Source organism: Kitasatospora sp. NPDC085879, from assembly GCF_040686255.1.
Classification (GTDB): domain Bacteria; phylum Actinomycetota; class Actinomycetes; order Streptomycetales; family Streptomycetaceae; genus Kitasatospora.
Genome location: NZ_JBFBJZ010000111.1, coordinates 1 through 14,528 on the forward strand (window position 1 = coordinate 1; position 14,528 = coordinate 14,528).

Genomic DNA, 14,528 nt, shown 5'->3' on the forward strand with positions numbered 1-14,528 from the left:
GCTCATCATGCACACGACACTGGAGTCAGCCTGAACGACTCCGTACCCACGAACGGGCGACACCAGATCATCCAGAAACGGACTTAACGTCCTCTCAGAGCCGGAGCAGGCCACCGCCCGACCTGTCTTCGCTACGCCGTTGGTTCCATGGCGTGCCGTCAATCGGCCGGTCCGTACCCGCTGACGACGTGGAGGGCGGCGTCCGTGCCGAACACGGTGCGGAAGGCGACAGCGGTGTCGGTGGTGCCGGTGCCGGCGGCCGCGTAGACGAACCAGCGGCTCGCGTTCAACGCCTGGGTGATGCACTCGGCCATCGCCTCGCCGGCCCGGGGCAATCGACGATTCCGGAACTTCCAGCACGGGTGCGTCCTCCAAGCCGAGCCGGCAGGGGGAGGAGCACGGCCCAGCTCGGGGTGCGGGGGCGGGGCGTCCTCCGGGTCGCCCGTCGGCCGGCTTCCCAGCGCGGCCCGGACATGCGGGTCATACGGTCCTCGCTCGCTGCCCGGCCTTGCCCGGCCGGGGCGGCCACGCCCGCCTGGGGGCGGGGCCGCTGGCGGCCGCCGGGCTGGCGGCCGCCGTTGGCCTGGCCGCCGCGGGCGCCGACGTCCTCAAGGCGTTCACCGACTCGGAGGACGGGCTCGCCGTGCTGGCCGACCTCGTCGGCACCGGCTAGTACACCGCCGAGGAGATCCTCGACGAGGTCACCTACACCCCCCTGGTGGCAGCCTTGCTCATCCTGCAGGACGCCGCCCGTGAGAGAGGGACCCGAGCCGGGCGGCGGAGCGCTGCCTGGGCGCCGCCCGCCACTCGCCCTGGTCGTGGCCGTGGCGAGCACAGACCTCGTGCCGGCCCGGTAGCCGGTGCCCGGCATCAGCCCCGGAAGGCGTCGTCGGCGCAGGCGCAGGCGCGGGCACCGGGCGGATCCTTTGGGTCGGCACCTCATCGCTGCGCCGCGCCCCGGGTTGGCGCGCTGCGCCCCGGCAGCTGCCTGCTGTGCCTGGACGCGCGGCCGGGCCGCGCGCACTGGCCGAGGGCGTGGTCGGGGACAGCTCGAACCGCTGCTCGTCGCGTCGGCGCGACGTCGGGACGGGTGTCGTGCAGCTTCGACCGGCCGACGCCGAAGCGAAGGGACACACGTCGGCCGCCGGCTGCGCCCGGGCTGCAGACCGGTCAGGTGCCGGTCGCGGTGTCGAGGAGGGCACGCAGGTGCGGGGCCAGGCAGGGGACGGGCTCGGTACGGTGCTTGCCCGGTTGGTGCCGGGCCTGTCCCGTGATCGGCCGGGCGGCCCTTACCTGGTCACGACGGTGTGCACCGGGTAGATCTTCGGGTGCGCGTTCGGAACGCCGAGCTCGTTCAGGATCGGGACGATGATCTCCCCGAACCGCCGGAAGGCTTCCTCCGACTCCCAAACGTCGACGACGAGCCAGCCGCCCGGAGTGGGAGCGGCGGTGTGGGAGATGAGGCCGGGAACGGGCCAGTCGGCGGAGCTCGTGACGGGGCCGCGGCCGCCGGTCACCTTGTCCGCGCTCTGCTCGTACTGGTCCTGGGTCATGCCCGGGATCTCGAAAACTGCGGCGATCGCCATGGTGGAGTCCGTTTCAGCTGGATGTGGTCCGATCCAGTCGAGCACCGCGGCGGTCGGCGCACGCGTTGGTCTGGGCCGAACGGGCGCGGTGTGGCGCCGGCGGGTTCGGGGCGGGCGGACGGTGCAGGGCACCGGGACGTCGGGCGGTCGAGTTCGGCGAGGAAGTCGAGCCTCGTCCCACCTGCCACCCGGTACGCGGGCTGCCGGCCGTCGAGGAGCCCGGCACAGCGGCCCCGTCCCGCGGCATCGAAGCAGGACGCCGCTGCCGGAGCCTTGGCGCGCGGCCAGCGGGCCTGCTCCTCGCCGAGGCCCGGCTGCTCGGCGACCTGACCGCCGGCCGCGCGGGTGCGGGCGCTCCGCGGACCCGTGCGGGGTCAGGTGCTTGTGCGACTTCTCCGGCCCCAACGCCCTGTCCGGGAACGCCCGCCGGCCGAACCGGCGAACCGTCAGGGGCCGGAGCTGCCAGCGCCAGCGCTACGCGAACGCGACCACGACGATACGGCGGTCCAGCAGCGTGATCGCAGGTACGGCCAGGAGCGATCACCACACCGGAACGACGCGGGCCCGGGGGCATGCCGACGGCGCGGGAGATGACGGTGTCGAAGGCACGGTCGGGCAGGGTGCGGCGCACCCCCATCTCGCCGCCGACCACGGCGACCTCGCCGCCCGCCTCGATCACCTCACCGGCCCGCAAGTGCAGATGGGAGATCAGCTCCGCCTGCTCGCTCCTGTACATCCGCTGCCGCTCGGGCGCGGCCTCCGTCGGCGGGCGATGCCGCGCGTGCACATCACCAGGGAACTTCGCCGGCGTCCTCGAAGAACTTGCCGGTCGGGCCGTCGTCGGGCAGGGTCGCGAGTCGGATGGCGATCGCCGCGCCCTGTTCGGGGGTGCGCACGCCGCGGAAGCCGTTGAGGTCGGTCGCGACGTAGCCGGGGCAGCCGGCGTTGATCAGGATGTTCGTGCCGCTCAGCTCCCGGACGTACTGGAGGGTGACGGCGTTCAGGAGCGTCTTCGACGGCGAGTACGCCACGGCCACCGGACCCGTCGTCTGTTCAGCAGCGGTTCCTGACTGCCGGGTGAGGGAGCCGACACTGCTGGACATGTTCACGATCCGAGGTGAGGTGGAGCGGCGCAGCAGTGGCATCACTGCGTTGGTGACGCGGATGACGCCGATCACGTTGGTCTCCACGACCGTCCGGATGGTGGCGGGGTCGACCCGGGTGGGCTCCTGTGGCATGCCGCCGGTGATTCCGGCGTTGTTGACGAGCACGTCGAGGCGCCCGGCCCGTTCCTCGATCAGCCGTGCGGCGGCGGTCACGCTCGCGTCGTCGGTCACGTCCAGTGGTACGCCGAACGCGTCGACGCCGGCCGCGCGCAGTCCATCCACCGCGGCCTTACGGCGCTGATCGTCGCGGGCACCGACGCCGACGCTCCAGCCGAGGGCGCCCAGGCCCGCGGCGATCTCGTAGCCGATTCCCTTGTTCGCGCCGGTGACCAGCGCAATCGTTCGTTCGCTCATGGGACCATGCTGCCCTCGGGCTCCAGCGGTGGTCCAAGACCGATTGGGTGGGCAGCGATACCGTCCGGGTATTGATCCGCAGTAGCATGGCCGCATGGAGACCCGGGAACTGCGCTATTTCGTCGCTGTCGCTGAAGAGCTGCACTTCGGGCGCGCCGCGCAGCGGCTCGGGCTCGCGCAGCCGCCTCTGTCGCGGGCGATTCAGCAGCTCGAACGCCGGCTCGGGGCAGCGCTGCTGGACCGGACCAGCCGCACCGTCACGCTGACCGAGGCCGGCTCGGTGCTGCTGGCGGAGGGCCGGGCGGCCCTCGACGCGGTCGACGCTGCCGAGCGCCGAACCCGCCGCGCCGCCCACTCCGCGACCGGCCGTCCCGGCCTGGTCCTGGTCACGAAAGCCAGCGCGTCCCGCGAACTGCTGGCGAAGCTACTCGAGGCGTACGCTGCCGAACCCGGCGCAGTGCCCGTCGACGTCATCCTGTGCGGCCCAGCCGAGCAGGAACGATTCCTGCGCGAGGGCCGGGCCGACGTGGCGCTGCTGCACCGGCCGTTCGACTCGACGGCCGGGTTCCACACCGAGGAGCTCAGCACGGAGAGCCAGGTCGTGGTGCTGCCGGCGGGGCATCCGCTCACCGTCCGGGCCCATGTGCACATGGCCGACATCACCGAACTGCCCGGCCTGCCCCTGCCACGCTGGCCCGATTCCGACGGCACCTACCCGCCCGGCCCCGGCCCGCAGGTCCGCGACCACGCGCAGTTGTTGCAGCTCGTCGCGCTCGGCCGTGCTTGCGCAGTCTCACCGGAGTCGTGCCGCGCCCAACTGCACGATGACCTCGCCGCCGTGCCCGTGCTGGACGCGCCGACGGTCACCACCGTGATCGCCTGGCCACCGCAGAGCCGGTCCAGAGCCGTCGCCGACCTTGTCCGGACTGCTACACGTCTCCGGTGAGTTGACCACGGACGTCGCCGGCCTCGGCACGCACCGCGGTCAGGTACTCGGGCGCTCCGGCCCGTCCGGCTCGAAGCTCTCCCCGTCGGCCGGCAACTGCCCGTCGGGCCCGGCGCACGGAGGGCTGACGGCCGTGAACGTCGGTCAATTCCCGGCGAGGTCACCGAAGAACGCGCCGACGCCGAGATGGAGGCTGCCGTCGGGGTTGCGGGTGTAGACCTGCTCGTGAGGGTCGGCTGCGCAGCCGGTGAGGAGGCTCATCGGGCGGGTCTTGAGGATCAGGCGGTCGGTGCCGACGGAGATCAGGTCGGCGACGGAGTCGCAGTAGCGGGTGCCGGCACCGGTGTTGTTGCGGATGGTCCCGACCGGCTCTCCCTGCCGGCCCTGGGCGAGGGTGATGGTGAAGTCCGCCGCGATGTCGTTCTGCCGGCTGGTGAGCCGACCGTGCCAGGTACCGAGGAAGGCGGTGGGTATCGCGCCGGCGGGCGTCTGCGAGGGCGATCCGCCGGAGGACGGCGACGCCGGTGCGGACGGGTCGGAGACGACGACGGTGGTGGTGTGGTCGCCGACCGTCGGCTGTCGGGCGCCGGAGGCCTGGTTCCGGTGGACGGTGGAGAGGTAGACGGTCGTACCGGCCACCACGACCGCCAGCGCGGCGGCGATGACGAGGGCGGCACGGCTGCGGCCGGACCGAACCTTTGCGCGCGGAGAGTCGGCCGTCGGCACGATTCCGGCCTGCGGGGAGGCCGCGGCCGTCACGGCGGGCGGGTGGGTCGGGGGCGGCGGCAGTACGGCCGCGGCTCCCGGCACCGTCGGGCTGCGGTGTACCGGATCCGACGCCTGGGTGGTGAGTCGGAGGGGCGGCGGGGCGATGTCGCCCGGGCGTCGGTCCGGCGCGGCTGCGGCCTCGGCGTCGAGGTCGAGCAGGTCGACCGCGAGCCGGGCCAACGAGCCGGCGATCGCGGACGGCAGCCAGCTACGCTCCGTCAGCCGGTTCGCCGCCGCCAGGTCGCCGGCCGCCAGCCGCTCACGGATCCGGGCCGGGGTGGGCCGATCCGCGGGGTCCTTGGCGAGACAGGCGGACACGAGGTTCCGCAGCTCGGGGTCGAGCCCGTCGGGCCCGCCGAGGTCGGGCTCCTCGTGCAGGACGCGGTAGAGCAGGACGGGCGTGCTCACGCCCGCGCCGAACGGCGGGACGCCGGTGGCGGCGTACGCCAGCACCGCGCCCAGCGAGAAGACGTCCGAAGCCGGGCCGACCGTCCGCCCCTCGGCCTGCTCCGGGGAGAGGTAGCCGGGGCTTCCGACCACGAAGCCCGACTGAGTGAGCGCGGTCGCGGCGTCCAGCGCCCGGCTGATGCCGAAGTCGATGAGCCGTGGCCCGTCCAGGGCCAGCAGGACGTTCGACGGTTTGACGTCCCGGTGGACGAGGCCGAGGCCGTGCACGGCCTGCAGCGCCTCGGCCAGTCCGATCCCGAGCGAGTGGACGGCCGCGGGCGGCAGCGGACCGAACTCGCGGACCGCCGATCCCAGCGACGGTCCGGCGATGTAGCCGGTGGCCACCCAGGGACGGTCGCTCTCGGTGTCGGCGTCCAGCACCGGCGCGGTCCATCGACCGCCGACCCGCCGGGCCGCCGCCACCTCCTGCCGGAACCGCACCCGGAACTCGTGGTCGGCGACGTAGGGCGGGTGCACCATCTTCACCGCCACCGTGCGCCCGCCTGCGGTCCGTCCCAGGAAGACCCGTCCCATCCCGCCCGCGCCGAGCCTGCGGAGCAGGCGGTAGTCGCCCACCTGCCGAGGGTCCGCGGACCCGAGTGCCTCCACGCCGCCGTTCCTCTCGCCGTCACGCGTCCCGTCCTTCACGCCAGACGGTAGCGGCCACAGAGGCGGTTCCAATCTGAAGATCGGGAAATCCGCCGTTGCGCGAGGTCATGGCGTCGGGTGACCGTGGGTGGGTGCCACGCAGCGCAGGGCCTCCTGGCAGCCCGAAGGGGTCTACGCCAAGAGGCTGTCCAGGAGGCCCTGCTGTCTCTCTCCTACGCTCGCGCCGTCGCCGAGCGCGAGAGTTGCCGCGGCGTGTCGTGCGACCTGGCGCGGCTCAGGTCAGTGCGCACGTCGGTCGGGGCCCCGGGGAGCTTCGAGTGCTTCGCGGCATCGACGGAACCGGGTCCGTGGATGGTGAGCTCGAAGTCCTGGTGCGCCTTGGCGTCCAGAGCCAGCGGCAGGTGGATACGCCCGTCCCCGACCATGCGTCGTACCGCGGTGCGACTGAGGCCGAGCCCGAGCATGAGGAGTCGTTCGACCCGGACCGGCGCGGGCAGCTCGAAGCTGACCAGTACCTTGAGCGGTGTCGGGTCGTCGAGTGCGTAGAGGGGCGTGCGGGTCTCCAGTTCCCAGGTACCGGTCCAGTCGAGGCGGTATCCGTTCTTCGTGGCGAGCGACGCACTTATCGTCAGTTCCCGGACCACCGCCGGGTCGTTGGTCTCGTACGCCACCCGGCGAGCGGGCTCCAGCGAGGAGACGTGGGCGCGTTCGTGGACGGGCACCTTCGAGGTCCGGTCGCACGCGGCACAGCTCAGGAGAAGCCAGACGTCGAGGAGCTTGCCGTTCGCGTTGACCCGGATCTTGCCCGAGGGGCGGTGACGCGTGCCGGAGCAGTCCGGGCAGGGCCGCACGACGGCGGGCAGGGCGGACTGGCGCACGGCCCACAGGGCCTTGCGGTCGGTATTCATGGTTGTGGTTGCTTTCAGGACTCAGCGGGAGCTCTCGCGGGCCGGGCCGCGGCTCCCGGGATCTGACGGATGCACACGAGGGCGCGAGTCATCGCCTCGGGGCCGAGTCATCAGGCTCCGAGGTCGATCGCGCGACGGGGTGACTGGTGCTACGTGGCAGCCGTTACAGGTCCATGCGGGCGATCGTGATCGATGCCGCGGCCCGCAGGCAACTCATTTTCCGCCGGCCCGCCGGTGAGCCCTGTCGGTCTCTTGACCGTGCGCTGACTTCCCCCTTCGCGGCCGCCGACCGTCCAGCGGGCGGGCGTCACACGCCCGAACGTGCCCGCGTCGGGTTGCGGCGGGCACGGGGTCGGGGCGTCATGGCAGGAGGGCCGAGCCGGCCTCCCCCTGGGAGGTGGTGCGGCGCCGTTCCGTGGCAACTCGAGAGTGTCGGAGACCTTTGTGCAGACCGCGCGCACCTCGCAGCAGATCACCCATGACGTCATCGCCTACATGGAGCCCGCGCTGCGCGCGGCCGCGGCCCGGCTCGACGAGCCCGTCCGGCGGATGACGGAGTACCACTTCGGGTGGGTCGACGCCGAGGGCCGTCCGACGTCACCGGTCGGCTTCCGGCGGCGGCCCGCGCTCGTCGCCCTGTTGTGCGCGGGCAGCAGCCCGCAGGCGTGGGACGCGGTCCGTACGGCCGCCGTCGCCGGCACACTGATGTCGGCCGCCGGAACGGTGCACGACGACATCATCGACCGGGAGATGCTCCGCAAGGGCCGGCCGACCCTCTGGACGGCCTTCGGCGTTCCGGCCGCGATCCAGGTCGGGGTCGCCCTGCACTGTCTCGCGTTCGAGCTCCTCGCCGAGGAGGGCGACCGGGTCTCCACCGAGCTGATCCGCCGGGCCGCCCGCGCCATCCGGGAGTGCTGCTCGGGACAGGTTCGCGACCTGGACTCCGAGGGCACCTCGCGGATGAGCCTGGACCTCGCTCTGGACCTGCTGGAGAGCACCATCGCCCGCCCCACCGCCGGCGTCTGCCTCGCCGGCGCCCTGGTGCGGGGCGCCGATGAGGACGAGCTGGTCGCAGCCGAGCGGTTCGGCTACCACGCCGGGATGGCCATGGCCTTCTTCGACGACTGGGAGGGCGTCTGGGGCACCTCCCGGGACACCCTGGAGGACCCGCTGGCCGACCTGCGGCGACGCAAGTCCCGGGCCTTCGCCGCAGTCGCCCTCCGGGCCGCCGGACCGGCCCGCGACCAGCTCGCCGCCTTCTACGACGACACCGCCGAGCCGACCCTCGACCAGCTCCGGCACGTCGCCGACCTCATCGAGGAGTGCCAGGGCCGTGCCTGGGTGGAGGAGCGGATCAGGGAGCACATCCGGCTGGCCCACGCAGTCCTGCCGCAGGCCGTCCCGGACGCGGTCGCGCAGGCCGAGCTCGCCGCGTTCGTCGCCGCCATCGCCGACGAGCTGCCCTGACCGGCGCGGGGAGGCCGGAGACGGGGACGAACATCGGCAGCTCGTACTGGCGCCGCCGACGGATGACGACCCGGGTCAGGAGTCGGTTGCGGGGATGACGATCTCGCGCTTGAGGATCTTGCCGGTCGGCCCCTTGGGGAGGGCGGGGACGAGGGAGACGACCCGTGGGTACTTGTAGGCGGCGACCTGCGCCTTCACGTGGTCGCGGAGCTCTGCGGCGGTGGCGTGCGCCTCGGGCTTGAGGATCACTGCGGCTGCGACCTCCTCTCCCAGCAGGGCGTCCGCTATGCCGACGACGGCGGCCTCGGCGACTGCCGGGTGCCTGTACAGGACCTCCTCGACCTCGCGTGGGTAGACGTTGTAGCCGCCGCGGATGATCATGTCCTTCTTGCGGTCGACGATGAAGTAGTAGCCGTCCTCGTCGACCCGGGCGAGGTCGCCGGTGCGGAACCAGCCGTCGTGGACGGCGTCCGCGGTGGCGCGCGGCCGGTTGTGGTAGCCGGCCATCACGTTCTCGCCGCGGATCTCGATCTCGCCGACCTGGCCGGGGTCGGCCGTCGTCCCGTCGTCCCTGACCAGTCGCAGCTGGACGCCGCGGACGGGCAGGCCGATGGAGCCGGGCTTGCGCGGACGGTCCGGCGGGTTGAACGCGGCCACCGGAGACGTCTCGGACAGGCCGTAGCCCTCGAGTACCGCGACGCCGAAGCGCTTCTCGAAGCCGTGCAGCACCTCGACCGGAAGCGACGCACCGCCGGAGACGGCCAGGCGCAGGCGGGGAACGTCGAAGCCGTCGGGGAGCCGGGCGTGCAGAAGTGCCGCGTACATCGTGGGGACGCCGAGGAAGACGGTGACGGCGTCCCTGCGGACGGTCTCCAGCGCCGCTGCCGGATCGAACCGGGTGAGGAGGGTGAGCGTGGCACCGGCGGCGACGGCCGTGTTGAGGCCGCAGGTCTGGCCGAAGGCGTGGAACAGGGGGAGGCCGCCGAAGAGCACGTCGTCGGGGCCGACGCGGAACAGTGTCTTCGCGACGGTGGCGGTGTTGCTGAGGAGGTTCCGGTGCGTCAGTTCGGCGCCCTTCGGCGTGCCGGTGGTACCCGAGGTGTAGAGGATCACCGCGAGGTCGGTGTCCGCCGTGTCGGCGACGGCGGGCAGCGGATCGACGTCTTCGAGCAGTGTGTCGAAGCCGGCCGGGTCGACGACGAGGCAGTCGGCCCCGGTGTCGGCGGCAGCCTCGGCCGCTTCGGCTGCCGACATCGGCGAGGTCAGCACCGTCCGGGCGCCGGAGTCGCGCAGGGCGAAGGCGATCTCCGGCGCCTTGAGCAGCGGGTTCAGCGGGACGACGACGGCGCCGGCGCGGAGGATGCCGTAGTAGGCGACGGGGAAGTGCGGCACGTTCGGCATGATCACGGCGACCCGGTCGCCCGGGCGGACCCCGCGGGCCTGCAGCAGCGCGGCGGTCCGCGCGCTCAGGTCGTCCAGGCGGGTGTAGGTCAGCGAGGTGTCCTCGTGCCGTACGGCGGTCCGTTCACCGTGGGCCGATGCGGAGCGCGTGAGCAGGGTTGCGAGATTGGCCATGGCAACTCTCTGGGGTGCGGGGCTGGCAGCTGGGATGGGGGACGGGCGGGAGCGGGCGGTCAGCGGGGCGGTCCGAGGATGAGGTTGCCGCGCAGGGCGGCGGCCTCGGCGAGCCTGTCCTTGGTGATCTCGAACCCGTCGGGGCGGGGTGTGGTGATGTCGCGTCCGGCGTGCCGGAACATCTCCTCGATGCCGCCGGGGGTGGTGATGAGGAGGAGGTCCGCCCGGTCGGACGTGATGCGGTAGCTGTGGGGGATGTTGCGGGGCAGGTAGACGATGCCGCCCTCGGACAGTTCGTGGCGCTCGTCGCCGGCCCACACGAGCGCCTCGCCCTTGAGGAGGAAGAACACCTCGTCCTCGCGGGTGTGGAGGTGGAAGGGCGGGGCCTCGGCCTTGGGGACGTCGAACAGTCCGACGGTGAGCTTTCCTTCGGTGGCCTGGCTGTCGAGCAGGACCGTGAACAGTCCGCCGTGGAGCCATTCCAGGGTCTGGTGCTGGTCGCGCTGGGCGAGGTAGGGCATGGTCACGGGAGCCTCAGGGGTGGTGTGATGCCGGCCGCCGGGCCGGCGCTCGTGCGGTGGGTGGAGACGGGAGTCGGTGTGCAGGACTGCGTGCACCTGAGCGATTTGAGCCGGTGTCAGGTACGGCGCAGCGATGTGATCACGAAGGTGGGTATGACGACCGCCCCGACGATCAGGTGCATCAGGGCCAGCAGGAGCTGGTCGGTTGTACTGATGCCGGCCCCGTTGTAGGGGAGGCTGCCGACGAGCGTCACTACCGCGAGGATGGTCCAGATCACGGTGGCCCGTCGGGGGACGAACCGTTCGAGCGCCACCAGCAGGCCCCAGCCGAGCAGGGTCGGGACGACGGAGGAGGCGCTCACCAGGCTGATCAGGACGGACTGCGCCGGCAGGCCGAACACCGCGGGAGTCTTCAGGTCGTACCCGAAGACGTCGGTGAGGAACAGCAGGTACAGGAGGTTCGCGATGAGGCCGAGGCAGATGGCGGTCGGTCGTGCGAGCCGGCTCGGGCCGCCCGTCGGGCGGGGGACGGCCGGTCGCGGGGAGGACGGTGTGGTGGCCATGGTGGCTGCTCCGTGGGAGGGGGGCGGTGGTCAGTGGATGACGGGCAGGACGAGGTGGGAGGGGTGGTCGGCGTCGTGGCGGAGGAGGAAGCGGCCCACCTGGTGGCCGTAGTAGTGGTGGAACAGGCCGTCGGCGACCGGGGAGTCGCCGTTGGCGATCTCCAGGCGGATACGGCTGCCCCTGGGGAACCGGTAGGAGGTCGGCCAGACCTCGATCTCGTAGCGCACGACGCTCCCCGGCTCGACCGGCTGCGGCGGGTCGGTGCGGTGGGAGGCCTTCAGCCAGCCGCGGGTGACCGTCGCGGCGGGCGGCGGCACGTTCGGGGCGAACATGCGCATGAGGATCCGCTTGAGCTTCGGGACGGCCTTCTGCTCGGAGATCTTGACGTGGAAGTCGGTGTCCGCCCGGTCCGACTGTGCGTACAGCACCAGGGTGATCTTCCCGGTGACCTCGGTGTCGCGTTCGAGGGGCGGCGTGGTGAAGGTGAGGATGCCGCGCGTGGGCTGCGGGATGCCGTCCGTGACGACGGTCGTGCCCACCGTCCACTCGGGGTTGGGGTAGTCGTAGACGGTCGGCCGGCCGGCCGGCGAGACGGGCGGGGTGGTGGTGAGGCTGCCGTCGTTGAGTGAGCGGACGGCGTGTGCGCGCTCGGGCTGCAGGTAGAACGGCGTCGGCACCGCGCGCAGGGGCGGCCATTCGGATTCCGGCCGCGGCCGGCGCTCGGTGTTGCCGACCTGGATCCGGACCGGTGGGCCGTCCATGACGCCGTTGTCGATGCCCTTGAGCCAGTAGTCGTACCAGGGGCGGACGTAGGCGTCGAGGAACTCGGGCTGGTAGTAGCGCTCGTGGCTGTCGGTGCCCGCGAGCACGACGAGGCGCTTGTCGGTGCCCTTGAGCCGCTCGTGGCCGTCGAGCTGGCCGCGCAGGTGCAGACCGACGCTGGACCACCAGGCGATGTTGAGGACGGGGACGTCGATGTCCTCCACCTTCACCGCTCGCTCGTCCCACCAGTCGTCGAAGTCGGGCCGCCCCAGGGTCATGCCGATGACGTCGGCGGTGGCGCCGGGCCGGGGCGGGGTGCCGCCGCCGATGGCGGCGGAGGCGCGGAGGTTGTCGGTCGACCAGAAGTTGAGGAACCCCATGGAGTAGACCCCGCCGTGGTAGACCGCGTCGTGGTAGAGGTCGGTGAACGCGTTGTAGACCAGCGCGCAGGTGAGGTGCGGCGGGCGCTGCGCGGCGGCCAGCCACTGGTTCACGCTGTAGGCGCTCTCCCCGACCATCGACACCCTCCCGGTCGACCACGACCGGGAGGCGATCCACTCGACGGTGTCGTGGAAGTCGCGCTGCTCGGCGGGCCCGAACAGCTCGAACTCTCCCTCGGACCTGCCGGTGCCGCGCTGGTCCGCGACCACGACCGCGTAGCCGTGGCCGGTCCAGTACTCGAGCGGACCGGTCTCGATGAACCGGAACATCGACACGGCCGGCAGGTACAGCAGGTCCTTCTGGTACGGCGCCACCGCGTACAGCGCCGGGAACGGGCCGTCCCCGTCGGGCAGGTACACATCGGCGCAGATCTCGACACCGTCGAACGCCGTGATCCACTCGTCTTTGAACGTGAGCATGACGAACTCCTAATTTCCTCGCATGTGGAAACTAGTTTCAGCGTATGATGAAACTGCTGGAAACGGAAAGTCCCCTCTTGGAAGCGCTACGGAAGGTGATGCGGTGTGACTGGGCGAGGCCCCCGGGGAGAACGCGGAGAGCAGGCGGACAGGATCCTCGCCGCCGCCCGCAGATCCTTCGCTGCCCGCGGCTACGCCGCGACGTCGCTGCGGTCGGTCGCCCAGGAGGCCGGCGTCGACCCCGGCCTGGTGCACTACTACTTCCGCAGCAAGACCGGACTACTGGAAGCGGTCATGCAGCCGCCCGAGGAATTCGGCGCAGCCGTCGCCGCCGCCGCCGAGCAGCCCCTCGACCGGCGTGGACGCGCGTTCGTGGAGGCGAACCTCAGCCTGTGGGAGGACCCCGCCTCAGCCGAGATCCTGCGGGCCATCATCCTCACCGCCGCCCAGGAACCCGCCGCCCTGCAACGCCTGAGGGAGCTGTTCTCCGAGCTCGTCCTGGCCGCCGTCTCCCACAGCCTGACCGACTCCGAACGCAACCTGCGGGCCAGCCTCATCGCCACCCAGATGGTCGGCCTCGTCATGAACCGCTACATCTGGCAGGTCGGCAGCATCGCCACCCTCCCCGCCAGCGCCGTCGCCGACCTTCTCACCCCCACCGTCCAGCACTACCTCGCCGATCCCCTGCCCACCGAACTCGGCAACACCTGAAGGCGGGCCCGAGGGACGGACGGGCCTCAGCGAGGGCCGTGCAGCTCCTGCTGCCACAGTGCGTCGCAGAGCAGGTCCAGGCCCTGGCGCAGGTGGCGCCGGTAGGTGCCGTACGGAAGGCTCAGGCGGCGGGCGGCGGCCTCCTGGGTGGGCGCACCGGAGAAGTAACCCGCCGTCAGGGCCTCGCGGGCGCGTACGCCGCGCGGCTCACGGGCGAGATCGTCCACGGCCTGGCGCAGCAGGGCGCGCAGCTCCTCGACGGGATCGCCGAAGTCGGCCGCCAGGCGGGTGCGCAGCAGGGCGCAGGCGGCGAAGGCGCCCGCATCACGCCAGTGCGCCAGGGCCTCGCGCACGGCCTGGTCGAACGCGGTGCGTGAGACGCCCGACGGCCCGGCCTGGGCGGGCACGGCCGTGGCCGATATGAAGTGGCGGAGCCAGGTCTCGACGGGCACCTGGCGCCAGTCGACGCCGAACAGGCCGTAGGTGTGCGCGCCGACCCGCGGTCGTGCACCGGTGTCGGTGAGGCTGCCCTTGACGCGCGCGGACCACGCCTCGGCGTCCCGCCAGACGGCGAAGCCGTACGCGCGACCGCGGGCACGGGCGGATTCCGCCTGGGCGCGGGAACTGCTCAGGTCGATGACACGCGAGGGGACCTGGTACCGCTCGGGGTAGACCGTGAAGCGGCTGATGCCGATGTGCTCGCCGGGGCGCACCGGCGCGGTGGCGTCGGTGTACTCCCATGCGGCTGCCACGACGGGATCGGTGGCCAGGTCCTCGGGGTCGGCAGGGGCGGGCAGGGCGAGGCGCGCGGTGAACGCCACGATGCGGCCCGTGCTCACCAGACGGTAGACGCTGAAGGCCTGGGGCTGGCGCTGCGCCCAGTAGCGGACCAGCTCTGCGGAGGCCGGGCCCTCGGTCTGCGCGGCCATGCGCAGCACGACATCGAGGTCGTCCGGGTGCAGCGGCCGGTCGTGCACCTCGTCCTCACGGGACCAGGTGCGCAGACGCGCCACGATCTCCCCGTCCCGGAAGAGGTAGAAGAGCTCGTCGGTGACGGTCCAGACGCGGTCGTCGGGTGCCTCGCGCAGCAGACGCAGGTACTCCTCGGCCAGCCGCTGGCGCATCGTCACGAAGGCGTTGGGGGCCCGCCAGCGCAGGTCGGCGGCCAGCGTCTCGCGTGCGGCGTCGTGCGGGTGGAGCCCCCGGTGGGTGGACTCCATGAAGGGCAGGTCCCTGAGCCAGGCGAAGAGCAGGTGGGCGTCCTCGCCGGGCAGCACCGAGGCG

At 72.2% G+C, this 14,528-nt stretch carries 13 protein-coding genes and 1 pseudogene; 4 read left to right on the forward strand and 10 right to left on the reverse strand.

Annotated features, from left to right (window positions below; all coding sequences use genetic code 11):
• Positions 1-158: 158 nt before the first annotated feature.
• On the reverse strand, positions 159-335 hold the full coding sequence (locus tag AB0P35_RS39105; RefSeq protein WP_363520732.1) for a hypothetical protein: 177 nt from the start codon (positions 333-335) through the stop codon (positions 159-161).
• A 173-nt stretch (positions 336-508) separates the two neighbouring features.
• On the opposite strand from AB0P35_RS39105, the gene AB0P35_RS39110 reads away from it, so the two are divergent.
• Complete coding sequence (locus AB0P35_RS39110) at positions 509-673, forward strand: hypothetical protein (RefSeq protein ID WP_363520735.1); 165 nt, start codon at positions 509-511, stop codon at positions 671-673.
• Between the two features lie 616 nt (positions 674-1,289).
• On the opposite strand, the gene AB0P35_RS39115 is transcribed toward AB0P35_RS39110, so the two are convergent.
• Together AB0P35_RS39115 and AB0P35_RS39120 are read right to left on the reverse strand one after the other, a co-directional pair.
• The gene (locus AB0P35_RS39115; RefSeq protein WP_363520738.1) at positions 1,290-1,586 is read right to left on the reverse strand and encodes a hypothetical protein; all 297 of its coding nucleotides are present in this window, start codon (positions 1,584-1,586) and stop codon (positions 1,290-1,292) included.
• A gap of 788 nt (positions 1,587-2,374) precedes the next feature.
• Positions 2,375-3,106, reverse strand: a complete 732-nt coding sequence (locus tag AB0P35_RS39120) for an SDR family oxidoreductase (RefSeq protein ID WP_095871237.1) — start codon at positions 3,104-3,106, stop codon at positions 2,375-2,377.
• 94 nt (positions 3,107-3,200) lie between these two features.
• On the opposite strand from AB0P35_RS39120, the gene AB0P35_RS39125 reads away from it, so the two are divergent.
• Positions 3,201-4,052, forward strand: a complete 852-nt coding sequence (locus tag AB0P35_RS39125; RefSeq protein WP_095871236.1) for a LysR family transcriptional regulator — start codon at positions 3,201-3,203, stop codon at positions 4,050-4,052.
• Between the two features lie 144 nt (positions 4,053-4,196).
• Here AB0P35_RS39125 and AB0P35_RS39130 read toward each other — a convergent pair whose 3' ends face one another.
• Entirely contained in the window at positions 4,197-5,843 is a 1,647-nt protein-coding gene (locus AB0P35_RS39130) for a serine/threonine-protein kinase (RefSeq protein WP_363520742.1), read from the reverse strand.
• Positions 5,844-6,088: 245 nt separating this feature from the next.
• Positions 6,089-6,784 carry a DUF1062 domain-containing protein gene (locus AB0P35_RS39135; protein WP_363520744.1) on the reverse strand — a complete coding sequence of 232 codons (696 nt, stop codon included), beginning with the start codon at positions 6,782-6,784 and terminating at the stop codon, positions 6,089-6,091.
• Between the two features lie 429 nt (positions 6,785-7,213).
• On the opposite strand from AB0P35_RS39135, the gene AB0P35_RS39140 reads away from it, so the two are divergent.
• Positions 7,214-8,251 carry a polyprenyl synthetase family protein gene (locus AB0P35_RS39140; RefSeq protein ID WP_363520747.1) on the forward strand — a complete coding sequence of 346 codons (1,038 nt, stop codon included), beginning with the start codon at positions 7,214-7,216 and terminating at the stop codon, positions 8,249-8,251.
• 75 nt (positions 8,252-8,326) lie between these two features.
• Here the strand turns inward: AB0P35_RS39140 and AB0P35_RS39145 are convergent, their stop codons facing one another.
• The 4 genes from AB0P35_RS39145 to AB0P35_RS39160 all read right to left on the reverse strand — a co-directional run bounded on the left by AB0P35_RS39145 (position 8,327) and on the right by AB0P35_RS39160 (position 12,533).
• On the reverse strand, positions 8,327-9,826 hold the full coding sequence (locus tag AB0P35_RS39145) for a long-chain fatty acid--CoA ligase (protein ID WP_363520750.1): 1,500 nt from the start codon (positions 9,824-9,826) through the stop codon (positions 8,327-8,329).
• A gap of 59 nt (positions 9,827-9,885) precedes the next feature.
• Positions 9,886-10,347: a cupin domain-containing protein gene (locus AB0P35_RS39150; protein ID WP_363520760.1), complete on the reverse strand. Its 462-nt coding sequence runs from the start codon at positions 10,345-10,347 to the stop codon at positions 9,886-9,888.
• 116 nt (positions 10,348-10,463) lie between these two features.
• Entirely contained in the window at positions 10,464-10,910 is a 447-nt protein-coding gene (locus AB0P35_RS39155; protein ID WP_363520752.1) for a DUF6069 family protein, read from the reverse strand.
• A gap of 30 nt (positions 10,911-10,940) precedes the next feature.
• On the reverse strand, positions 10,941-12,533 hold the full coding sequence (locus AB0P35_RS39160) for a CocE/NonD family hydrolase (RefSeq protein ID WP_363520754.1): 1,593 nt from the start codon (positions 12,531-12,533) through the stop codon (positions 10,941-10,943).
• A 105-nt stretch (positions 12,534-12,638) separates the two neighbouring features.
• On the opposite strand from AB0P35_RS39160, the gene AB0P35_RS39165 reads away from it, so the two are divergent.
• Entirely contained in the window at positions 12,639-13,244 is a 606-nt protein-coding gene (locus AB0P35_RS39165; protein ID WP_363520757.1) for a TetR family transcriptional regulator, read from the forward strand.
• A 26-nt stretch (positions 13,245-13,270) separates the two neighbouring features.
• Here AB0P35_RS39165 and AB0P35_RS39170 read toward each other — a convergent pair.
• Positions 13,271-14,528, reverse strand: a pseudogene (locus AB0P35_RS39170) (ATP-binding protein); the annotation flags it as partial.